The organism is Kaistella sp. CFF1-2, assembly GCF_059509915.1.
In genome coordinates, this window is record NZ_JCAKLF010000002.1 from 636,928 (window position 1) to 659,168 (window position 22,241).

Consider the following 22,241-nt stretch of genomic DNA (forward strand, 5'->3'; position numbering starts at 1 on the left):
GAAACAATGGATAAAATCCCTAGTGTAGACCTGCGTGATTTCCTTTCGGACAACCCGGAACGCAAACAGAAATTTGTAAATGAAATCGGAAAAGCATACGAAGAAATTGGTTTTGTAGCGCTTAAAGGCCATTTTTTGGACGATCAATTGGTAGAACAATTGTATGGTGAAGTAAAAACGTTTTTTGATCTCCCTGTAGAAACAAAAAAGCAGTACGAGATTGAAGGAATAGGAGGGCAACGTGGATATGTTGGCTTCGGAAAAGAAACAGCAAAAGGCTTCAAAAGAGGCGATTTGAAGGAGTTTTGGCATTTCGGACAGTATTTGAATGAAGGTTCAAAATACGCTTCTGTTTATCCAGACAATGTGGATGTCGCTGAAGTTGAAAACTTTAATGCAGTAGGTAAGAAAACCTATCAAATGCTTGAAAAAACGGGCGTTTACGTTCTTAGAGCTTTGGCGTTGCATTTAGGTTTGGATGAGTTTTATTTTGACAAATATGTTCAAGAAGGAAACTCGATTTTGAGACCGATTCACTATCCGCCAATCACAGAAGAACCAGATGATGCCGTTCGTGCAGCGGCTCATGGTGATATTAATTTAATCACTCTTTTAATGGGCGCTCAAGGAAAAGGATTGCAAGTTCAAAATCATAATGGAGAATGGATTGATGCGATCGCGGAACCTGATGAATTGATGATTAACGTTGGCGATATGCTTTCTAGACATACCAACAACAAATTGAAATCAACGATTCATAGAGTGGTGAACCCGCCTAGAGAAATGTGGGGGTCTTCTCGATATTCGATTCCGTTTTTTATGCATCCGGTGAGCGAAATGCCGCTAAATGCATTGGAAGGAACGGTTGATGAAAACAATCCAAAATTGTATCCTGATACAACAGCAGGGGAGTTTCTTACCGAACGATTAATTGAATTAGGTTTGATTAAGAAATAAAAAAAAGCGGACTTCGGTTCGCTTTTTTTTGGTTTCTATTTTCAGAAATTCAATTTTTCTAAAAGTCCAATTAATGGTTTTCCTTTTTCGATGCTTATTGATTGATTTTCAATGTGATTCAAGCTGTTGAATATATCTTGATACATTGCTTTCAAATTGTCCTCATTGGATTGTGAAGCAATTTTGTAGTTTTCTTCAACTCCGAAAATATGTTGAAACTGAACTTCATCAAAATACTGACCTGAGATTTTCAGCGTTCCTAATTCGCCAATAATATTTAACGCTGTTTCTTGATTTCGCTCAAAAACCGCTGTTGTGAAATTTAATATAATCGATGTTCCCGAAGCGCTTCGCAAAACAACAATCGCTTGATCTTCAATTTCGGTAATTTCAAAATTTCGATAGGTGCGTAAATCTTTGTATTGAATATGCAAATCTTCTTCAAGAATGAAGAAAAGTAAATCAATTAAATGTGAAAACTGCGTCCAAAGAATTCCACCATCTTTTTCCTTTTTTCCTTTCCAAGATTCGGGGTGGTAGTAGCGTTGATCACGGTTCCAAAATGCATTAAACTGCAAATTATAGAGTTTTCCGAGTTTGTTTTCTGAAATAATTTCTTTTAAAAGTTGAGCCGCTGGCGCATATCTGTTTTGCGCTACAACATAAACGTTGCATTGATTTCGAGCGCTAATTTCCTCCAAAGTTCCTGCTTCGCGAAGACTAAAGCAGAACGGCTTTTCAATTAAAATAGAATACCCCTTTTGAAGCAAACGCATCGCTTGTGGAAAATGAAGATGATTCGGGGTTGCAATAACGACCAAGTCGCAATTGATGTTTTGGGCAAAAAAAGAATCTAAAGCGTCCGAAGAAGCATCATCCATCAGTTCAGGATCAATTTCAGCAACGATTTCGACATCAGGAAATGTGTTAAGAATCGCTTTATGTTTTTTTCCCATAAAGCCCATTCCCAGAATGGCAATTTTCATAGAATATAGTTTTGAATCGTAAAAATACCAAAATTTTGAGAAATCAGGGAGATGTTGGGTCTTGTAAAAACAAAAAGAGCCGCACAAGTGCGGCTTTTCTTTGGTATGTTTCGGTTTATTTTACCTTTTCTTTTGTTGGTTTTTGAGTTTTTCCTTCCAAAGCATCTTTAGCTTCATTAACATCTAAAACAACCATTTCTCCTTCTGAAAATTGCTTGTTTACCAGCATTTCTGCTAATAAATCTTCAATATATTTTTGGATGGCTCTTTTTAGAGGTCTTGCTCCAAAATCTTTGTCCCAACCTTTTTCGGAGATGAAGTTCTTGGCCTCGTCTGTAAGTTCTACTTTGTAACCCAATTTTTCTAATCTTCCGTAAAGTTTTGACAATTCTAAATTAATGATTTGTCTAATATCCGTTTGTTCAAGTGAGTTGAAGATAATAATATCATCAATTCTGTTCAAGAATTCTGGTGCGAAAGCTTTTTTCAATGCGCTTTCGATCGTACTTCTTGCACGTGTATCTGACGTTGATTTTTTCGCTGAAGTTCCGAATCCGACACCGTCTCCGAAATCTTTCAGATCTCGAGTTCCAATGTTGGAAGTCAAAATGATAATGGTATTTCTAAAATCAATTTTTCTTCCCAGTGAATCCGTAACGTGGCCTTCGTCCAAAATTTGCAATAAAATGTTGAATACATCAGGATGCGCCTTTTCAATTTCGTCTAAAAGCACTACTGCATAGGGTTTTCTGCGTACCGCTTCTGTTAATTGACCGCCTTCTTCATAGCCAACGTATCCTGGAGGCGCACCAACCAATCTTGAAACCGCAAATTTCTCCATATACTCACTCATGTCAATTCGAATCAATGCTTCATCCGAATCAAATAATTCACGAGCCATGACTTTAGCTAATTCGGTTTTACCAACACCCGTTGTTCCTAAGAAAATAAAGGTTCCAATGGGTCTGTTTGGGTCTTTCAAGCCAGCACGATTTCTTTGGATGGCTTTCACCACTTTTTTCACGGCATCTTCTTGACCGATAACTTTTCCATTCAGTTTATCGTCCATTTGAGCCAATTTCTCCAATTCGTTTTTGCCTACTTTGGTCACTGGAACTCCACTCATCATCGAAACCACTTCGGCAACATTTTCCTCGGTAACGGTTTCTTTCTTTTCTTTAACTTCCTTGTCCCAATCTTCTTGTGCAACAGCTAGTTCTCTTTGTAAGCGCTCTTCTTCATCTTTCAATTTACGAGCTTCCAAATAATCTTGAGCCTTAACTGCTTTTTGTTTTAAATCTTTGATTTCCTCGATTTTCGATTCGTGATCGATAATAATCGTAGGAACTTTCATGTTCTTAATATACACTCGAGAACCCGCTTCGTCCATCGCATCGATCGCTTTGTCCGGTAGGAAACGATCTGTGATATATCGCGACGTTAAATTAACACAAGCCGCAATCGCTTCTGGTGTGTAAATAACGTTGTGGTGATCTTCGTATTTATCTTTAATTTGATTCAAAATCAAAATGGTTTCTTCAACGGAAGTTGGCTCTACCATTACCTTTTGGAATCGTCTTTCTAAAGCACCATCTTTTTCAATATACTGTCTGTACTCATCTAAAGTTGTGGCACCAATACATTGAATTTCACCTCGTGCTAAAGCTGGTTTGAACATATTCGAAGCATCTAAACTTCCTGTAGAACTCCCAGCACCGACGATGGTGTGTAACTCGTCAATAAACAAAATGACATCACGGTTTTTCTCCAATTCCGTCATGATGGCTTTCATACGTTCTTCAAACTGACCACGGTATTTTGTTCCAGCAACCAAACTTGCTAAATCCAACGTGATTACACGTTTTCCGTACAATACACGAGATACTTTTTTCTGATGAATACGCAGTGCTAAACCTTCTGCAATAGCTGACTTACCAACTCCAGGCTCACCAATAAGCAACGGGTTGTTTTTCTTTCTACGAGATAGAATTTGAGAAACACGCTCGATTTCTTTTTCACGACCAATTACGGGATCGAGCTTTCCATCTTTTGCTAAAGACGTAAGATCTCTGCCAAAATTATCTAAAGTTGGCGTTTTACTTTTTCCCGTTCCTACAGAACCCGATGGTTTACGCATTTGGCCGAAATCCTCACGCTCTTCATCATCGTCATACGCGCTCATTTTTGGTGAAGACTGACCCGAATTTTTCAAAAGAGTCAAATATTCATTCGATACCTTTTCGTAATTAATATCGTATGCGTCCAAAATATTGGTTGTTGGGTCTTCTTGTTTGTATAAAATACCCAAAAGAAGATGTACCGTATTCACTTCCGTACTTTGGTATTGTCTGCATTCCAATTCGGCACGTTTTACCGCCTGATCAGCCAATTTTGTAAAGGAAATTTTTGTAACCTCTTCTGCCATTGGATTCAAAGTCGCTGCATTTAGCGTTTCAATTTTTCTTCTGATTTGTGTCAAATCGGCATTTAAATTCTGAAGAATTTCCTTCGCCGAGTTATCGGTCTTGATGATCCCTAATAATAAATGCTCCGTATTTAAGAACTCACTTTTGAGCCTTTTTGCTTCGCTTCTACTTTGCTTAAAAACCTTGCTAAGACCGTCTGAAAATTTATAATCCATAATCTTATACCTCAATAATAAATTAAATGTAAGGATTTTCTCCTTAAAATTTTTATAAAAATTGCAAATACTTTACCAAAATAGAATACGGACTTTATGGCAGAATTAATTTTAAATTTCCATAGATTTTACGTAGGTTTACTTTCCCAAAAAATCGGAAATTATGAGTCCAGAAGTCGCAACCTATGTGGGCTATGCCGCGTCTTTATTTATTGTCTTGAGTTTCGCTTTAAAAGACTTGCGTAAAATTAGAATCGTCAATTTAATAGGATGCATTTGCTTCGTGGTCTATGGGTTTTATAATGAAGTGCCGCTTTGGCCCGTAATAATTCCGAATGCGATTTTGTGTGGGATTCAAGTTTATTATTTACTAAAGAAATAAAATGTCAAAAAAAATACTCATTTCCGCCTTCAGTAGCTTGACTACCGATCAGCGAATTGAGAAGGTTTGTAGAACGCTTCATGAAAACGGTTATGAAGTTCATCTTATCGGAAACGATTGGGGAGGAAACGAAGTTTTAGATCGTCCGTATTCCTATTCACGGATTAAAATTCGTTCAAAATCATTGAAAACCGCATATTTTGAATTCAATGCCAAGCTCTACACGTGGCTGAAAAAGAATGCAGATCAGAATTCTATTTTGTGGGCAAATGATTTAGACGCTTTATATCCGAGTTATCGAATTTCACAGAAATTAAGAATTCCTTTGGTGTACGACAGTCATGAAATTTTCACCGAATTACCCTCTGTTGAAGGGCGTTTTACGCAGAAAATTTGGCGTTTTTTGGAAAAGAAACTCATGCCAAGCATTAAACTGATGATGACGGAAAGTCAAAGTTATGCGGATTGGTTTCAAGAAAAATATGGAGTAGAAGCTGTTGTTGTTGGAAACTTACCACGTCGAATTTACGAAACACCTTCATTTCCAAAGAACACGCCGAAGAAAATCATTTATCAAGGTGCAATCAATCAGTCGCGAGGTTTGAAGCAAACAATTTTAGCCATGAAATTAATTGAAAATGCAGAATTTCAAATTGCTGGAGCTGGACCCTTGAAAAAAGAATTGGAAGACTTTGTTAAAGCGGAACAAGTAGAAAATAAAGTAAAGTTTATTGGGAAACTGATGCCTGAGAAACTTCGCGAATTCACCAAGACAGCAGATGTTGGAATTAGTTTAGAAGAGAATAATGGTGTAAGTTATTTGTATTCCTTACCTAATAAAGTCGGCGACTATATTCAAAGTCGAGTTCCTTTGGTTATGATTAACTTCCCCGAAATGATGCGTATTAAAAAGCAATTTAATATTGGTGAAGTGGTGGAAAGTCATGATCCAAAAGTAATTGCAGAAGCTTTGAAGTCCGTTTTAGAAAAAGGACGAGCGTCTTATGAAAGTGAACTTTCAAAAGCTGCTGAAGTCTATTGTTGGGAGAACGAAGAAAAGAAAATTCTTGGATTGGTTGAGCGTGCATTATCCTATTCTGCATCGAATTGATTAACTTTGTTCCAATATAAATTCAAAGAATGACCATCAAAGAAAAACAACAAGAAATTGTTAACGATTTTGAGTTTCTAGAAGATTGGGAACAAAAATACGAGTACATTATCGACCTTGGAAAGGAGTTGAAAGGCATTCCTGATGATAAAAAAACAGATGAGAACTTGATAAAAGGTTGTCAATCTAAAGTTTGGATCGATGCTGAATTTAAAGATGGGAAATTATATTTTGATGTGGATTCTGACGGAATTCTTCCAAAAGGAATTGTTTCCATGCTTTCATCAATTTATAGTGGACATTCAACTCAAGAAATTCTAGATTCTGATTTTAAATTCATTGAAGAAATTGGGTTGCAAGAATTTCTTTCTCCCTCTCGTGCAAACGGTTTGATGGCGATGACTAAACAAATCAAATTCTACGCAGTAGCTTTTCAAATAAAATCTTGATCAAAGTTTTAGCATATCGATTTTCGGCGTTTGGAGATGTTGCCATGTTAGTTCCGGTATTTAAAGAAATATTGGAACAGAATCCTGAGTTGGAAATCACCATGGTTTCTCGAAAAAACTTTGAAGATCTTTTTGTTGGAATTGAACGGTTGAAATTTAAAGGAATCAACTTGGATGACTTTAAAGGAATAACCGGACTTTATTCGCTAGCCAATCAATTAAAAAGTGATATTGAATTTGACGTTGTTGCAGATATGCACGACGTTTTACGAACCAATACGTTGAATTGGATTTTTCGTTGGAAGGGAATTCAAGTATTTCAAATTGATAAAGGAAAAAAGGACAAAAAGCATTTGGTTAACATTTGGAATGTTGATAAAAAACCTTTAAGAAGAACGATTGAACGTTATGCAGAAGTTTTTCGAAAAATTGGATGTCAGGTTCAACTAAAAAATAAGTTGAAACCAATTGTAACCGAAAAATCCGGAATTGGATTGGCTCCGTTTGCGCAACATAAAGGAAAAGTCTTACCCAAAGAAAATGCTTTTGAATTAGCAAAAATTCTCGCAGGAAAACATCCTGTTTTCTTTTTTGGCGGTGGAAAAGCAGAGACGGAAGTTCTAAAATCATGGGAAGAACAAATCCCAAATTCTACGAGTCTTGCAGGCAAATTGTCTTTAAAAGAAGAACTTCAAAAAATAGCTTCTTTGGAAGTGATGATTTCAATGGATTCGGCGAATATGCATTTGGCGAGTTTGGTGGGAACGCGTTGTATTTCTATTTGGGGACAAACCCATTCTTATGCCGGTTTCTTAGGTTATGGACAAAGTGAAGACGATATTGTACAGGTTGACGATTTAACGTGTCGACCTTGCTCTGTTTTTGGAGACAAAGAGTGTTTCCGTAGTGATTGGGCCTGTTTGAATGAACTCTCTGTTCAGCACATTTTAGATAAACTTTAAACGATGCAACTTTCTATTTGCATACCGACGTTTAATACTGATGTTTTTAAATTAGTTGATACTATTCACACTCAATGTGTAAGAGCGGAAATTGAGTATGAAATATTGATTGTCGATGACGCTTCAACTTCACTTGAAATTCTGACTAAAAATGAGGAGCTAACAAAATTAAATAACGTTCAGCTCATTCGAAATGTGGTTAATTTAGGTAGAACGAGTACGAGAAAGAAAGCGGTCGAATTATCAAAGTCAAATTGGATTTTGTTTTTGGATGCGGATGTTGTTCCGGTATCAGAAAATTTTATTGTTAACTATGTAGACTCAATTAATTCAGGGTATAAAATAATTCTAGGAGGTTATTCGTATTGTAAAATAAAGGGTTCCGAGCGAGGATTCCGATGGAATTATGGTAAAGCTAGGGAAGAAGCCTCTTCTGAAGTTAGAAACTCGAAACCCTATGGATATGTGTTTTCTGGAAATATTCTTGTTGAAAAGAATACCTTTTTAGAGAGTAATTTTAAGGAGGATACAAAGCTATACGGGATGGATATTTTTTTCTCGTATCAACTCTATATAAATAAAATACCCATTTTACATATTGACAATCCTATTATACATGAAGGTTTAGATGAAAACGAGGTGTTTTTCAAAAAGTCGATGCTGTCTGTTAAAAGTCGGTTTGATTATTTGAAAAATTTATCTGAAATTGAAAAAGTAAATCCACTTCTTAACTATTACAAGAAGCTACATCAATTTGGGTTTACAAAAATTGTTGGGTTTGCGTTTAAAATATTTCAACCACATCTGAAAAAAAGAATAGTTTGTGATGAGCCTAATCTGTTTTTGTTTGACCTTTATAGGCTAGGTTATATCTGTACTTTAGAAAAGGATATAAATTAAAAAAATCTCAGTGAAAACTGAGATTTTTTTGTGGGTCCTGAGGGATTCGAACCCCCGACCCTCTGGGTGTAAACCAGATGCTCTGAACCAACTGAGCTAAGAACCCGAAATTTTTTAAAGGATTTTCGAACCTTTTGTGGGTCCTGAGGGATTCGAACCCCCGACCCTCTGGGTGTAAACCAGATGCTCTGAACCAACTGAGCTAAGAACCCTCGTAGAGAATAAATTCTCGTTTTGAGTGGTGCAAATATACAATTTATTGAGTTATCTCCAAATTTTTTTCTAAAAAATCTCCTACAACAAAGTTGCTCCCGCCAATAAATATCATTTCACCGTTTTTAACCTGTTGTAAAGCAGCTTCATATCCATCCTGAACCGAAGTGAAAATTTGATACGGAATTTTCGCATTTTTAAGTTCTTCTTCATAGTCTTTAGGGTCTCGACCACGATGAATGGAAGGTTTTACAAAATAAAAAACAGAATTTGTTGGAAGCTCTTGCAACACTTCATCAATCTTTTTATCATTTACAAAACCTAAAACTACATGTTTCTTCATTTGCATAGCATTTAACTGGTCGAAAACCAAGTCCAAACCAGCCTTGTTATGTGCCGTATCGCAAATGGTTAATGGATTATCCGAAAATTGAAACCAACGCCCAATAAATCCTGTATTTTGATGAACATGTAAAAGACCATTTTTGATTGCTTCTTCTGGTATTTCAACACCTAGTTTTTTCAGTTCATCAAAAATTGCAAGGGCAACTTTGATGTTTTTCTGTTGATAATTTCCTTTTAAATCCGTTTGATAGTCTACATGGATTTGAGTAGCAGCAATATACGGAGCAAAAAGTTCTTTAGCTTTATTTTGAATGACGTTTTGAACGTCGAATCTATCGTCTCCACAAATTATAGGTGTGTTTTCCTTGATGATACCTGCTTTTTCTTGAGCTATTTCAGCAATGGCGTTTCCTAAAATATTTATGTGATCCAAATCCACATTGGTAATCGCAGAAACTAAAGGCTTGATGATATTTGTAGAATCTAACCTTCCACCCAAGCCAACTTCTATAATGGCGAAATCAACGTTTTTCTGATTAAAATATTCAAAAGCCATAATCGTTGTATATTCAAAAAAAGAGGGTTGAATATCCGAAGGAAGTTCCTTTAGCTTTTGAATGAAATTAAAGACAAATTCCTTGTCTGCATTTTTTCCATTGACTTTCACTCGCTCCGTGAAATCGATGAGGTGTGGTGAGTTATACAAACCTACTTTGAAGCCCGCTTCTTGTAAAACAGAAGCAACCATATTGGATGTGGAGCCTTTACCGTTGGTTCCGCCAATGTGGATGGTTTTGGTTTTATCTTGAGGATTTCCAAAGAAAGCACATAGTTTTTTGATGTTGTCTAAACCTGGTTTATAGGCTTTTTGACCATCTATTTGATAATTGGGAGCTTGTACAAAAAGCCAATCAATCGCTTTTTGATATTCCAATTCGTTCATAAAAGTTTTGTTTAAATCTTTTTAAAAAGTAATTCGGTACGTTCCTGTAGAGGAAAAGTTGGCTTTTTCTGCCTTTACGTATTTTTTCACCCAAGCAACAGTTGTATTAACAATGCACGCGTCAGAAGAACCTCCTGAGCGTCTTGCGCTGGTAACGTTTCCTGCTTTGTCAACAGTATAGGCAATGCTAATTGATCCCGAAGCTGAGCAATTATGTGTGGGTTGAGCGCCTCCACGTCCCATCGTTCCGGGGATATAACCAACCAAACGTCTGTCAACTCCAATTTTACTATCTCCATTTCCGTCGCCACCAAGAGGATCACCTGCGTTACCGACCGTTCCTCCGGTTCCTTGAGTTCCAGCTTTTGTTCCTCTTCCTTTGATGAGGTTTCCAATCGCCGCTGTTCCTTTTCCATCACCACTTCCTGTTGTAGAATTGGCTGTATTCGATTTTGATGCGGTCTTTTTTGTTGAAGAAGACGTTGGTGTCGCTGCTTTTTTGGTTTCCGATTTGGATTCTTTTACGGCAACTTTATTTTTAGTCGAAGTTCCTGAAAGTATTTTTTCAGCTTTTGGAGCTTTCTTTTCAACTTTTACGGGAGTTTCTGGTGTTGGCGTTTCTTCTTTAGGTTTAGATATCGGTTCAGAAATCGCCTCTTCTAAAGATGCATTTGCTTGAGAAGCTAAGGAACCTTCTTGATTTGCAGGTTCTTCGATGCCGTTTCCATTTCGGTTGTCGCCAAAATTAATCAACATTGCCGAAACCGGCTCTTCATGTTTTATTGTGGTACTCTTAATGGTATAAAAGAAAACAAAAGCCAAAATAGCGCTCCAAATTCCTAATGAAATTAGGAGACTTTTGAAGCGGTCTTTGTTTTCTTCCTGTTTATTAATGGAGTAAAAATTCATTTTTCTTAATCTTGCTGCGTTGTCGCAATCGCAATATTGTATTTATGTTTCTCGGCAATTTCCATCACAAAAACCACGTCTTTATGCATCGAATTCTGATCTGCTCTAATGGTAAATGACGGATTTGGATTTCCTTGCAAACGTTCAACAATTTTACCTTCCAATTGCACGCGATCAACCGGTTTATCATCAACAAAATAAGTGCCGTCTTCCTTCACACTTACAGAAAGCGGGTTGGGGATATTGGCTAATTCAGTTTCTGTTTTCGGTAATTTCACGTCAATCGCGCTTTGATTAGACGCTGCTGAAGTAATCATGAAAAAGATTAACAACAACAAGATAACGTCCGTCATTGCGGCAAGACTGAAATCCGGATGGGCTTTATTTCTTCTTTGCAGTTTCATGGCGATCTTACAAAGGTTTGTTAATAATATCTAAGAAATCAGACGTTAAATTCTGCATTTTCAATACAAACTTGTCAATTTTCGTCAACAATAAATTGTAGAAAAAATTCGCTGGAATTGCCACCGCAAGACCCGTTGCTGTTTGACCCAAAGCGGTATAAATACCTTCAGAAAGTGTTTTTGGTGAGAAAGCACCTTCTACATTGGCCAAATCAAAAAAGGCAATAATCATCCCGATTACGGTTCCTAATAGACCCAACATCGGTGCAATACTCGGTACCACGGCTAGAAGGTTTAGGTTTTTTTCAAGATTTCCTAATTCTGTTTGTGCTTGGTTTTCCATCGCGCTCATAATATCAGAAACAGGTCTTCCAATTCTAGAAACTCCTTTTTCTAAAATTCGACCTTCTGGCGTATTTTGTCGGATGCAATATTCTTGAGCGGCATCAATTCTTCCGTCTTTAATAAGATCTTCAACATTTCGGATGAAATTTGGATCTTGGCTCGTTGTCATTCGTTTAATGTAAAACCACCTTTCTAAGAAAAGATACATAGAAAATACCCCTAAAAGGAGTACGGTTATCATAACGATGTTTGCGAACAAATTACCATGGAACATGATGTTCCAAAAAGAAAATTCGTGTGTAACTGCTTCTGCTACCGCTTGTGGAGCTGCTTGTAATAAACTCATATTAAAAATATAGTCCCAAATTGGGATTAGGTCTTGTTACTAAACGACATTCTATTTTAATTAGTATAAAACCAATTGAAATTGTCGTAATAATCGTGTTTTGAAGATATCTTAACGGAAATTAGTCTTCGTCAACTTCCAATTCATCGGGCCTGAAATGGCACTTTAATTTGAAGGGAATTGGTTCATCAGAACCTGTGTAGAAATCATCAATTGTTCCTTTCCAAACCAATTCTAATTCCCCGTTTTCATCGTTTTCAAAAGAAAGCTGATTATCATAAATATAGGCATCTTCATCATCGAAAAGATCAACTTCGGTATAACTTTCCTCCTCAGAATCGTCAATAGACAATTGCTGCCCTACGAGTTCTGCATTTTCCATAGGAAAATCGGCAATGTTTAACGAAAGTTGAGGAAAATTGTACTGTAGAGAATCATCATCCACATGGTCTAGACCATCGTCTGTGATAATTTCGAGTTCTAAAAAATGCTGTTGATTGCTATAAACCGCTTTGCAATAGGTGCTTTTAATGTGATACTTAAGCGTTTCCTCGGGGTGATAAATTTTTAAAATCCCTTTCATTTCCTCAAAAGAAATAATGTAAATAATTGATAGTTAAACTGATTAAACAAAGATATAAAATAGATCGAAAGCGAAAAATTTTTTAGTCTTTTTTTCCCTTTTTGTTAACTACAATTATTTTCTGTTCGTTAAATAATAAGTAATTTAGCAGCAATCATTAGAAATTTTTATGAAGTTTTTCCGCCATTTACCGTTGGGTATTTTCGTAGTTGTGCTTTTTCTTGCTTCGTGCAAAAAGAAAGATATCCCTTTAACGAAGGTTACGCCTATTGATTTAGACTCGATATCGGCTCGTTATTATGAAGAATATTTGAAGTTGTTTCCATTAGAAGCAACAGCTCAAGGAGACGAACGATATAACGATCAATTACCGATTGATATTGATAAAGATTTTATCTCGGGTGAAATTGCATTTTACAATAAGGTTCAAAAGCAGTTAGAAAACATCAAATATGATGATCTTGCCGATGATAAAAAAGTGGTTTATGATGTATTGGATGCTACTTTGAAAGATAAGGTAGAACGTTATGCGTATCACCCAGAGTACATTCCGTTTACTCAATTTGCAGGTCTTCCGCTAGATTTTCCTTTGTTAGGAAGTGGAGAAGGAAGACAACCATTCAAAACGGAAAAAGATTATGAAAATTGGTTGAAGCGTGTGAACCAGTTCCCGTTATGGATGGAAACAGCCAAGGAAAACTTTAATGAAGGAGTTAAAAACAAAATGGTGCTTCCAAAAAAATTAGTGATGAAGATGATTCCGCAAATGCGTGCCGATGAAATCACGACAACCAATATGGAACTGAATATTTTCTACGGACCGATTCGTAATTTTCCAGACAATTTTAGTGATAAAACAAAAGAGAAACTTAGCAAGCAATTCCGTGATGCGATTATGCAGAAAATTATCCCAGCATACCAAAGAATGGGTGATTATCTAGAAACAGAATATTATCCTAAAGCTCGTGATACGGATGGACTCAATGCCATTCCTAATGGAAGTAATATCTACCAGTATTATGTGAAAAGTTGGACAACCACGGATATGAAAGTGGAAGATATAAACAAATTAGGCTTGCAAGAAGTGGCAAGAATTCGTGGCGAAATGGAGCAAGTGAAAAAGCAAGTTGGCTACGAAGGATCTTTGGAAAGTTTCTTAACGTTTGTAAAAGAAGATCCTAAAGCGATGCCTTACAAATCTTCAGAAGAAGTTTTAGGTGCGTTTCAGGGGATTTTGAAGAAGATAACTCCGAAGTTGAAAACGATGTTCAACGTAACGCCGATAACGCCATTTGAAATTCGACAAACCGAAAAATTCCGAGAAGCGTCTGCTAGTGCGGAATATATTCAAGGAACACCAGATGGAAAAAGACCAGGAATTTTTTACATTCCGCTTCCTGATCCAGCCAAGTTTAATATTACAAGTGGTATGGAATCGTTGTTTCTTCATGAAGCCATTCCGGGGCATCATTATCAGGTTTCGTTGCAGCAAGAAAATAAGAAGATTCCGAAGTTTATGCGTTTTGGATGGTATGGAGCGTATGGAGAAGGATGGGCGCATTATTGTGAATTTTTGGGTCCAGAATTTGGTTTGTACACCGATCCGTATCAGAAAATGGGCGCTTTGAGTGACCAAATGTTACGCGCCGTCCGTTTGGTTGTGGATACAGGTTTGCATACCGGACAAATGAATCGTGAGCAAGCAATTCAGTATTTTTTAAAGAATATTTCCTACGATGAAGGAGGAGCAACTGCTGAAATTGAACGTTATATGGCAATTCCGGGACAAGCGTTGAGCTATAAAATTGGTCAAATGAAATTCTCTGAACTTCGTACTCAGTATTCAAAAGATTTGGGAGCTAAATTCAAACTAGCCGATTTCCATGATGAAATCTTAAATCAAGGATGTTTGCCGCTAAGTGTTTTAGATCGTAAAATGAAATTATGGGCGAGTAAGCAATAAGCTAGCTTTCCTACATGAAATGAAAAAATCCGTCGCTTGACGGATTTTTTTATTGTATAAAAGTTGGTAGATTACTTGTTGAAAAGTTCTTCTACTTTATCCCAGTTTACAACATCGAAGAAAGCTCCAACGTAGTCTGGTCTTCTATTTTGATAATGTAGGTAATACGCGTGCTCCCAAACATCTAATCCTAACACAGGAGTTCCTTTGCAATCAGCAACCGGCATTAAAGGGTTGTCTTGGTTTGGAGTTGAGCATACCGCTACAGATCCGTCTTCTTTTTTGCATAACCAAGCCCATCCAGATCCGAATCTTGTTTTTGCTGCTTCTGAAAAATCAGTTTTGAATTTTTCGAAGCCACCGTAGTTTTCAATAGCTGCTTTTACATTTCCTACGGGCTCTTTGCTTCCACCTGGCGTTAAAATTTCCCACCATAAAGAGTGGTTAAAGTGTCCACCTGCGTTATTTCTTACAGCTGGCTTATCTGTTCCTAATTTGCAGATTTCCTCAATAGTTTTTCCTTCTAAATCCGTTCCAGCAATCGCTTTGTTCAAATTGTCAACATACGCTTGGTGGTGTTTTGTATAATGGATTTCCATTGTTTTTGCATCGATCGTCGGTTCTAAAGCGTCATATGCATAACCTAATTTTGGTAATTCAAATGCCATAATAGTTTTGATTTTTAAAATTAATGATAACTTTTCCTCAAAAATAGGAATAAAGAAATTGAAAAGCATTATATAATTTATTAAATAACTTATAACGCTTATTGATAAAATAAAAACCGCTCGAAAAGCGGTTTTTAGTAAGGTTTGGAAAGGATTCTTCTATCGATTCATCGACATTAAGAATTCTTCATTATTTAAGGTTCCTTTCATATTTTTTTCAACAAATTCCATTGCTTCAATCGGATTCATATCAGAAAGATATTTTCTCAAAATCCACATTCTTTGTTGGGTAACGTCGTCTAGTAATAAATCGTCACGTCTTGTGCTCGAAGCCACCAAATCAATCGCAGGATAAACACGTTTGTTTGCAATTTTACGATCCAATTGGAGTTCCATGTTCCCCGTTCCTTTAAATTCTTCAAAGATCACTTCGTCCATTTTAGAACCGGTATCAATTAATGCTGTCCCAATAATCGTTAATGAACCACCGCCTTCAATATTACGAGCAGCACCGAAGAAACGTTTTGGCTTGTGCAATGCATTGGCATCAACACCACCCGAAAGAATTTTTCCAGATGCTGGAGTTACGGTGTTGTACGCTCTAGCCAAACGCGTAATAGAATCTAAAAGGATCACCACATCGTGACCACATTCTACCATTCTTTGTGCTTTTGCAAGAACAAGATTCGCTACTTTAACATGCTTTTCTGCAGATTCGTCAAATGTTGAAGCGATAACTTCCGCATTAACACTACGTTCCATATCCGTAACTTCTTCCGGTCTTTCATCAATTAAAAGAACCATCATGTAGGCTTCTGGATGATTAGCTGAAATAGCATTGGCGATATCTTTTAGCAACATCGTTTTACCCGTTTTTGGTTGGGCAACCAACATCGCTCTTTGTCCTTTTCCAATTGGTGCAAATAAATCAACAATTCGAGTTGAGGTTGTCGATCCCTTTCCTGCTAAATTGAATTTTTCTTCTGGAAATAAAGGTGTTAAATATTCAAAGGCAACACGGTCTTTAATAAATGCTAAATCTCGTCCGTTAACTTCCGTCGGTTTTTGAAGTGAGAAATATTTTTCTCCTTCTTTCGGCAAACGAACAATTCCTCGTACAGTATCACCCGTTTTTAAACCGTAATTACGGATTTGTGCTGTTGATACATACACGTCATCTGGTGAAGAAATATACGAGAAGTCCGAAGATCGTAAGAATCCATAGTTATCAGGAAGGATTTCTAAAACTCCTTCAATGGTAACTAAACCATCAAAATTGAAACTTGGTTTCGCATCAACTGCGTCGTTGTTTCCATTTTCGTCAGCTTTAGAACCGTTTTGATTTTGGTTGTTGTGCTGATTATTTTGGTTTTGCTGATTTCTATTTTGATTTGGATGAGGACCGTTTTGGTTCTTCTGATTTTTGTGATTGCGTTGTTGATTGTTGTTCTGAGGATTGGGCTGTTGTGCCGGTTTCGGTTGCTCAGTTTGTGGAGTTGCAACGCTTGTTTCTTGTGTAGTTTCCGAAGTAGAAGTCGTTTCGGTAGGAGTAGAAGTTGTTGGCTCTTCTTGAGTTTTTGGTTTTGCAGTAATTCGTTTTCTTTTCGATTTTTCTGCTGAAGCGTCTTCTGTTGTTGGTTGTTCTGTAGGCTCTTCAACCTTTTCTTGTTCTGCAACTACAGGTTCTGCTTTTGCTTCTACCGTTTTGGGCTTCCTTTTCGGAGCTGGTTTTTTCGGTTTAGCTTCTGCATCGGTTGGCGCTTCCGTTGAAGCAGCAGGTGCAGAAACTTCCGTTTCGTTATAATAGTCTTTGGCGATTTTAGGATTCGAAGCTTGAAAATCTAAAATAGCGAAAATCTTATCGTTTTCATTGCTATTTTTAGCCGTTTTAATACCTAAACCACCCAAAATTTTAGTCAGTTCCGGAGCGGACTTTGACTTTAATGTTTCAATATTAAACATACAAATGTGATGTTATGTAATTTTCTTAAGTTGTAAATTATTTGGAAAAACCAAGGTCAGGCGACCTTGTGAAAAAAAGAATTCTTCATTGCAAAGCTACACTAATTTTTGAAATACGCAAAATTTTAGTACTTTTGCAACTCTATGTTACAAAGAATACAAACCATCTTTATCCTATTATCCGTACTTGCGGCTGTATTTTTATTTATTACAGGACAAGATGTTGAGGCTTTGGGAGTTCCAAGTTTAGTTTCTATTGTATGTGTTGTTCTTGTACTTGTAGGCGCTTTTAGCCTTTTTAGTTATAAGAATAGAAAAAGACAGTTATTGCTGAACACCATCAGCATAATTATAAACGCTTTGTTGATTGCGTTATTGATTTTCTGGTTACAAAATTTATCCGGAGGAATTCAGTTTCCTGAGAAGGGTATTGAGCCGATCTTTCCAAGTATTGCGGTGATTTGTTTGTTTATTGCAAACATCTACATTCGTAAGGACGAGAAGCTCGTAAAATCTGTAGATAGACTTCGATAAGCTTACAACGATTTTAATTTTTGAGTGTGGCAGTTTCGGTTTTCCGAGACTGCTTTTTTTAGGTGTCTTTTAAAGGTTTTTGCTCTTAAAATCGTCTATAACCTAGGATGCGCATTTTTACGTATTTTTGCAACTCAATTCTAGTCAATGAAACCACTTCAACGAATTTTACATTTTGCCAAACCTCACCAAAAGTATCTATACGGTAGTATTGTCTTCAATATTCTGTATTCTTTACTGAATATCGCTTCGGTAGGAACCATGATGCCTATTTTGGGATTGATGTTTGGGACTGTAGAAAAAATAGATACCACTAAAAAACCTTTGTGGGACGGAGAATTATCCGAATACTTCGGTTATTTGAAGGATTTGGCGTATTATAATATTCAGTTAAGTATTGATCAGCATGGAGCTGTGAAGATTTTAGCGATTCTTTGTGCCGTAACTGGTGTTGCTTTTTTATTGCGAAATATTTTTAGATACATCGGCGCTTTCTTGTTGGTGAATTACCGTGTAGGAATTACAAAAGATTTGCGAACGGCAATGTACAAGAAGTTTTTGCAACTTCCGGTTTCTTTTTTTACGGAACAACGTAAGGGAGATATGATGTCTCGAATTTCTAATGATATCGGTTCTGTAGAAAGCGGAATCATGGGAAGTTTGGTAGATGTTGTGAATGCTCCTTTTATGATTATTTCGTCATTGATAGCCTTGTTTTTTCTGTCACCAAATCTAACGTTGTTTTCGTTATTGGTTTTCCCAATCATGGGTTGGTTAATTTCGGCTATTGGTAAGAAACTAAAGAAGCAAGCGCGTTCTGCGCAAGAGGAATTGGGAAATATGTTCTCTTTAGTTGATGAAACTTTGAAATCGTCTAAGGTTATTAAGATTTTTAACGCTGATGTTGTTTTGCAAAAACGTTTTGATCGCGTGACGAATGCGTGGCAAAAACATGCTATTGGCTTCAGTAGAAGACGTGAAATGGCTTCTCCAATGAGTGAATTTCTAGGATCGATAACGATGTTGTTGATTACTTGGTTTGCTGGAGTTCAGATTTTGGAAGAACAATCCATGTCGCCAGAAATATTTTTGGTTTTTATAGGTTTGTTTTTTCAAATTTTAGATCCAGCTAAGAAAGTTTCGAGTGCTGTTTCTAATATTCAAGGAGGTTTGGCAAGTTTAGATCGTGTTTCAGAGGTTTTAGATTACGATATTAAAGTGTCTGAAATTGCGAATCCCGAGCCGATTTCAGATTTGAATTCGAAAATTGAATTTAAAAATATTGGTTTCTACTACGATAAGGATAATGTTATTTTGAAAAACTTCAATTTAACAATTCCTAAAGGGAAAACGGTTGCTTTAGTTGGTCAATCCGGAAGCGGAAAAACAACGATTGCGAATCTTTTGGCTCGTTTTTATGATGCCAATGAAGGTCAGATTTTGATTGACGGCGTTGATGTTAAAAACCTAAATTTGGTTCAGTATCGTAAACTTTTGGGTATGGTAACGCAAGAATCGGTTCTATTCAACGATAGCGTTTACGAAAATATCCGAATGGGTAAACCAGATGCAACAGAAGAAGAAATCACCAATGCTGCGAAAATTGCTAACGCCGATCAATTTATTAAGTTGCTTCCAGAGGGTTACAATACCAATATTGGAGATGATGGAAATAAACTTTCGGGTGGGCAGAAACAACGGGTTTCCATTTCACGTGCCGTGCTTAAAAATCCACCAATTATGATTTTAGATGAAGCGACTTCGGCTTTGGATACGGAATCAGAACGTATGGTTCAAGATGCGCTGGAGAAGATGATGGAAAACCGAACGTCTTTGATTATCGCACACAGACTTTCAACGATTCAAAAAGCGGATATGATTGTCGTAATGGATCGAGGCGAAATTATTGAGCAAGGAACGCATCACGAACTCATCGAAAAAGGCGGAATGTACAAGAAATTGGTTGACTTACAGAATTTCGAATAAACAATCAATTCTAATTTATATCAAAGGATTTTCTATTTTTGAGAATCCTTTTTTATGAATCCAATTCAAGACTACTTTCTAAAGATTCCGGAGCCGGAGCAAAGCATGTTGCTTTACATTCGAGATAAGATTTTACACTCTGGCGAACTGATGTCGGAAACGTTTAGCTTTCAGCTTCCTTTTTTGAAATACAAAGGAAAAATGCTTTGTTTTTTTCATTATTCCAAGAAGCATAAGCGCTATTATTTGAGTTTTTATCATGGAGATCGACTTCAACATCCGCTTTTGCTTTCGGAAGGCAGGAAGAAATTTAAAATACTTTTGCTAAATCCTGATGAAGATATTCCAATTGATTTAATTATGGATTTTGTGAATCAAGTCAAGAAAATGACCAAATAAAAAAGGACTCTAATAGAGTCCTTTTTCGTTTATTTTGGTTGAAATTTATTCTTTCATTTTTGCGATAACATCAATTCCGCCTTTCGTTTTATCACCAATTTTACAGATGATTTCGGAATCTATCGGAAGGAAAATATCCATACGAGAACCGAATTTAATAAAACCGAATTCGTGTCCCGCTTTCGCCTCGTCTTTCACATTACAATAGAAAACAATACGTCTTGCTACGTAACCCGCGATTTGTCTGAAAACCACATTATGATTGGTTAAGCTTTTTACAGCAACGGTTGTTCTTTCGTTATCTGTGGATGATTTTTCATGCCAAGCAACCAAATATTTTCCCGGATGGTATTTTTTGTAAATTACTTCACCAGAAACAGGATAACGACAAATATGGACATTCAACGGTGACATGAAAATAGAAACCTGAATAGCCTTTTCTTTTAGAAATTCAGTCTCTTCCACTTCTTTAATCATCACGACTTTTCCATCAACAGGCGCGATAACGTTTTCTTTATGATCTTCGATCTCGCGATACGGAACACGGAAAAACCAAAATACCAAGCCATAGACTACCAATAGAGGAATAATGATTAAAAGCGACCAATTTCCCATCCAATACACCGCTAAAAAGCTGATGATGGCAATAGCAACGGTTGCTACTAAGATTGTTCCTTTACTTTCACGGTGTAGTTTCATTACAAAAGTTTATCAATTATAAAATACAAATATACAACAGGAGCGCAGATAATAAAACTATCTAGGCGATCTAAGATGCCGCCATGTCCTGGAATGATGTTTCCGCTATCTTTCACCCCAAAACTTCTTTTCAATTGGCTTTCTACCAAATCTCCAAGCGGTGCAAAAACTGAAACTAGAAAACCTACAATCATCCAATTTCCTCGAAGGTCTCCAAAGTTTTTCTCAATGAAATAGGCGAAAACAAGTGTTAAAATTACGCCACCAATAAAGCCCTCCCATGTTTTCTTTGGTGAAATAGTTGGTGCCATTTTATGTTTTCCGAATAATCGTCCACTGAAATAGGCGAAAGAATCGCTACTCCAAATCAAAACGAAAAGGAAAAATGGTTCTAATGTAAAATCATTGGCTTGATTAAAATAGGGAAGCCATAAAGCATATCCAAAGGTTAAACCCGAATAAATAACACTGAAAATGAGTTTTCCACTATCGAAATACAATTCATCTTTGAATCGGAATAACGTGACAACGGCTATTAAAATTAAAGACAATCCCAAAATTTCAGATAAACTAAAATTATAGGAAAATCCGTGATTAAAATATTTAGTTGAAAAACGATAAAGAACAAGAACTGCGATTGGTAAAACTGCAAATTTTTCCCAGCCTTTTCCGAATTTCATTATTTTGATGCATTCCCATAAACCAACCATCATGAAAAATGTAATCATCCCAAAATACAAATGAAATTGTTTTAGATCTGGGAAAATGTTTTGTAGTAGGGAAGAGCCAATAGGATGGGTGCAGAAAATAACTACTGCGCCGTACAATGCACCAAAAATGAGCCTTTGTATAAGATTTTTATCCAAAATAATCCGATTTAATCTTCTAATAAAAGTAAGAAAAGCTTCGTGTTTTCTCTGTTTGGACTATCTATTTTTGATTGATTTCCGCTTATGGACGTTAGATTTTTAAGGTTTCCTCTACGTTTTACCTTCATCATGGCGTCGTTAAGATTGGATACAATTTGAGAAACATTCGCCATTATAATGATTGTTTGTGGCAATCGAGACGAATGATAATGCAAGATATTATTTGCCGACAGCATAATTCTACCATCATAAGCAATTAAATACTCACACGTAATTAAAGCAGCATCGTTCGCAAGTTCTAGTTGAGGTGTATAAGGAGTTTTGATAACGTCCAAAAAGTTGGTAAGGTCTTCGTCGTAACAGAACATAGACTGTATGCCTTCAATCTTAATAATTTGATTCAAGGTTTGTAACGCTTCCGATTCGTCCGAGCAATAATTAAAAAACCCTCCAGAGTGTGTAAAAAGCTGCGCGAACTTGTAATCTAAGTCAGCATTTTTCAGCTGATCTCCCAATTTTACAATGTCCGTTTCTTCCTCAGATTCTGGTTGGTTTAATATTTTCCCAACTATTTTTTTAAATAAACTCAATGTTAACGCGATCGATTAATATACAAAAATAGAAATTTTTTGGTAACTATGTTATAAATAAAAGAATCCCAGAAAAAAAATACTCTTTTTCTGGG

The 22,241-nt window shown here is 36.5% G+C and carries 22 protein-coding genes and 2 tRNA genes; 10 read left to right on the forward strand and 14 right to left on the reverse strand.

All coding sequences use genetic code 11. The features are described from left to right. Window positions 1-6: 6 nt before the first annotated feature. Complete coding sequence (locus AC5XHR_RS08080) at window positions 7-957, forward strand: isopenicillin N synthase family dioxygenase (protein ID WP_495950268.1); 951 nt, start codon at window positions 7-9, stop codon at window positions 955-957. A gap of 41 nt (window positions 958-998) precedes the next feature. Here the strand turns inward: AC5XHR_RS08080 and AC5XHR_RS08085 are convergent, their stop codons facing one another. Then, window positions 999-1,943 carry a Gfo/Idh/MocA family protein gene (locus AC5XHR_RS08085; protein WP_495950269.1) on the reverse strand — a complete coding sequence of 315 codons (945 nt, stop codon included), beginning with the start codon at window positions 1,941-1,943 and terminating at the stop codon, window positions 999-1,001. 115 nt (window positions 1,944-2,058) lie between these two features. Continuing rightward, window positions 2,059-4,584: an ATP-dependent Clp protease ATP-binding subunit gene (locus AC5XHR_RS08090; RefSeq protein WP_495950270.1), complete on the reverse strand. Its 2,526-nt coding sequence runs from the start codon at window positions 4,582-4,584 to the stop codon at window positions 2,059-2,061. A gap of 163 nt (window positions 4,585-4,747) precedes the next feature. Between AC5XHR_RS08090 and AC5XHR_RS08095 the strand changes: the two genes are divergently transcribed. Genes AC5XHR_RS08095 through AC5XHR_RS08115 form a run of 5 tightly spaced genes read left to right on the forward strand, consistent with a single transcriptional unit; the run spans window position 4,748 to window position 8,388 of the window. Beyond that, window positions 4,748-4,966: a uroporphyrinogen decarboxylase gene (locus AC5XHR_RS08095; RefSeq protein WP_495950271.1), complete on the forward strand. Its 219-nt coding sequence runs from the start codon at window positions 4,748-4,750 to the stop codon at window positions 4,964-4,966. A 1-nt stretch (window position 4,967) separates the two neighbouring features. After that, window positions 4,968-6,077, forward strand: coding sequence for a glycosyltransferase (locus tag AC5XHR_RS08100; RefSeq protein ID WP_495950272.1), 1,110 nt, complete (start codon window positions 4,968-4,970; stop codon window positions 6,075-6,077). Window positions 6,078-6,106: 29 nt separating this feature from the next. Continuing rightward, window positions 6,107-6,526 (forward strand): SufE family protein, encoded by a 420-nt coding sequence (locus tag AC5XHR_RS08105; protein ID WP_495950273.1) that lies wholly within the window; start codon window positions 6,107-6,109, stop codon window positions 6,524-6,526. Continuing rightward, a complete protein-coding gene (locus AC5XHR_RS08110) occupies window positions 6,526-7,488 on the forward strand; it encodes a glycosyltransferase family 9 protein (protein WP_495950503.1) in 963 nt (320 codons plus the stop codon). The genes AC5XHR_RS08105 and AC5XHR_RS08110 overlap by 1 nt, the downstream gene beginning before the upstream one ends. A 3-nt stretch (window positions 7,489-7,491) precedes the next feature. Next, window positions 7,492-8,388, forward strand: a complete 897-nt coding sequence (locus AC5XHR_RS08115) for a glycosyltransferase family 2 protein (RefSeq protein ID WP_495950274.1) — start codon at window positions 7,492-7,494, stop codon at window positions 8,386-8,388. A gap of 31 nt (window positions 8,389-8,419) precedes the next feature. On the opposite strand, the gene AC5XHR_RS08120 is transcribed toward AC5XHR_RS08115, so the two are convergent. From AC5XHR_RS08120 to AC5XHR_RS08150, 7 genes are all read right to left on the reverse strand, one after another. Further along, window positions 8,420-8,494 (reverse strand) — tRNA-Val (locus AC5XHR_RS08120). A 31-nt stretch (window positions 8,495-8,525) separates the two neighbouring features. Further along, a tRNA-Val gene (locus AC5XHR_RS08125) sits at window positions 8,526-8,600 on the reverse strand. A 44-nt stretch (window positions 8,601-8,644) separates the two neighbouring features. Beyond that, window positions 8,645-9,889 (reverse strand): bifunctional folylpolyglutamate synthase/dihydrofolate synthase, encoded by a 1,245-nt coding sequence (locus AC5XHR_RS08130; protein WP_495950275.1) that lies wholly within the window; start codon window positions 9,887-9,889, stop codon window positions 8,645-8,647. 21 nt (window positions 9,890-9,910) lie between these two features. Continuing rightward, on the reverse strand, window positions 9,911-10,798 hold the full coding sequence (locus AC5XHR_RS08135; protein WP_495950276.1) for a ferric siderophore ABC transporter substrate-binding protein: 888 nt from the start codon (window positions 10,796-10,798) through the stop codon (window positions 9,911-9,913). Between the two features lie 5 nt (window positions 10,799-10,803). Continuing rightward, window positions 10,804-11,202 carry an ExbD/TolR family protein gene (locus AC5XHR_RS08140; protein WP_495950277.1) on the reverse strand — a complete coding sequence of 133 codons (399 nt, stop codon included), beginning with the start codon at window positions 11,200-11,202 and terminating at the stop codon, window positions 10,804-10,806. Between the two features lie 7 nt (window positions 11,203-11,209). Continuing rightward, window positions 11,210-11,893, reverse strand: a complete 684-nt coding sequence (locus AC5XHR_RS08145) for a MotA/TolQ/ExbB proton channel family protein (RefSeq protein WP_495950278.1) — start codon at window positions 11,891-11,893, stop codon at window positions 11,210-11,212. Between the two features lie 121 nt (window positions 11,894-12,014). Next, window positions 12,015-12,476 carry a hypothetical protein gene (locus tag AC5XHR_RS08150; protein ID WP_495950279.1) on the reverse strand — a complete coding sequence of 154 codons (462 nt, stop codon included), beginning with the start codon at window positions 12,474-12,476 and terminating at the stop codon, window positions 12,015-12,017. A gap of 169 nt (window positions 12,477-12,645) precedes the next feature. Here AC5XHR_RS08150 and AC5XHR_RS08155 point away from each other — a divergent pair, with 169 nt between their 5' ends. After that, on the forward strand, window positions 12,646-14,439 hold the full coding sequence (locus AC5XHR_RS08155) for a DUF885 domain-containing protein (protein ID WP_495950280.1): 1,794 nt from the start codon (window positions 12,646-12,648) through the stop codon (window positions 14,437-14,439). Window positions 14,440-14,510: 71 nt separating this feature from the next. Here AC5XHR_RS08155 and AC5XHR_RS08160 read toward each other — a convergent pair whose 3' ends face one another. Beyond that, window positions 14,511-15,107: a superoxide dismutase gene (locus AC5XHR_RS08160; protein WP_495950281.1), complete on the reverse strand. Its 597-nt coding sequence runs from the start codon at window positions 15,105-15,107 to the stop codon at window positions 14,511-14,513. 159 nt (window positions 15,108-15,266) lie between these two features. Beyond that, entirely contained in the window at window positions 15,267-17,069 is a 1,803-nt protein-coding gene (gene rho / locus AC5XHR_RS08165; RefSeq protein WP_495950282.1) for a transcription termination factor Rho, read from the reverse strand. A 144-nt stretch (window positions 17,070-17,213) separates the two neighbouring features. Here rho and AC5XHR_RS08170 point away from each other — a divergent pair, with 144 nt between their 5' ends. The 3 genes from AC5XHR_RS08170 (at window position 17,214) to AC5XHR_RS08180 (ending at window position 19,988) form a co-directional block, all read left to right on the forward strand. After that, window positions 17,214-17,603 (forward strand): DUF4293 family protein, encoded by a 390-nt coding sequence (locus AC5XHR_RS08170; protein ID WP_495950283.1) that lies wholly within the window; start codon window positions 17,214-17,216, stop codon window positions 17,601-17,603. A gap of 147 nt (window positions 17,604-17,750) precedes the next feature. Continuing rightward, on the forward strand, window positions 17,751-19,589 hold the full coding sequence (locus AC5XHR_RS08175; RefSeq protein ID WP_495950284.1) for an ABC transporter ATP-binding protein: 1,839 nt from the start codon (window positions 17,751-17,753) through the stop codon (window positions 19,587-19,589). Between the two features lie 54 nt (window positions 19,590-19,643). Continuing rightward, window positions 19,644-19,988, forward strand: coding sequence for a DUF1801 domain-containing protein (locus AC5XHR_RS08180; RefSeq protein WP_495950285.1), 345 nt, complete (start codon window positions 19,644-19,646; stop codon window positions 19,986-19,988). Window positions 19,989-20,033: 45 nt separating this feature from the next. Here AC5XHR_RS08180 and AC5XHR_RS08185 read toward each other — a convergent pair whose 3' ends face one another. Genes AC5XHR_RS08185 through AC5XHR_RS08195 form a run of 3 tightly spaced genes read right to left on the reverse strand, consistent with a single transcriptional unit; the run spans window position 20,034 to window position 22,146 of the window. Then, window positions 20,034-20,687, reverse strand: coding sequence for a phosphatidylserine decarboxylase family protein (locus AC5XHR_RS08185; RefSeq protein ID WP_495950286.1), 654 nt, complete (start codon window positions 20,685-20,687; stop codon window positions 20,034-20,036). Next, window positions 20,687-21,553, reverse strand: a complete 867-nt coding sequence (locus AC5XHR_RS08190) for a phosphatidate cytidylyltransferase (RefSeq protein ID WP_495950287.1) — start codon at window positions 21,551-21,553, stop codon at window positions 20,687-20,689. The genes AC5XHR_RS08185 and AC5XHR_RS08190 overlap by 1 nt, the downstream gene beginning before the upstream one ends. A gap of 11 nt (window positions 21,554-21,564) precedes the next feature. After that, window positions 21,565-22,146, reverse strand: coding sequence for an LUD domain-containing protein (locus AC5XHR_RS08195; protein ID WP_495950288.1), 582 nt, complete (start codon window positions 22,144-22,146; stop codon window positions 21,565-21,567). Window positions 22,147-22,241: the final 95 nt, after the last annotated feature.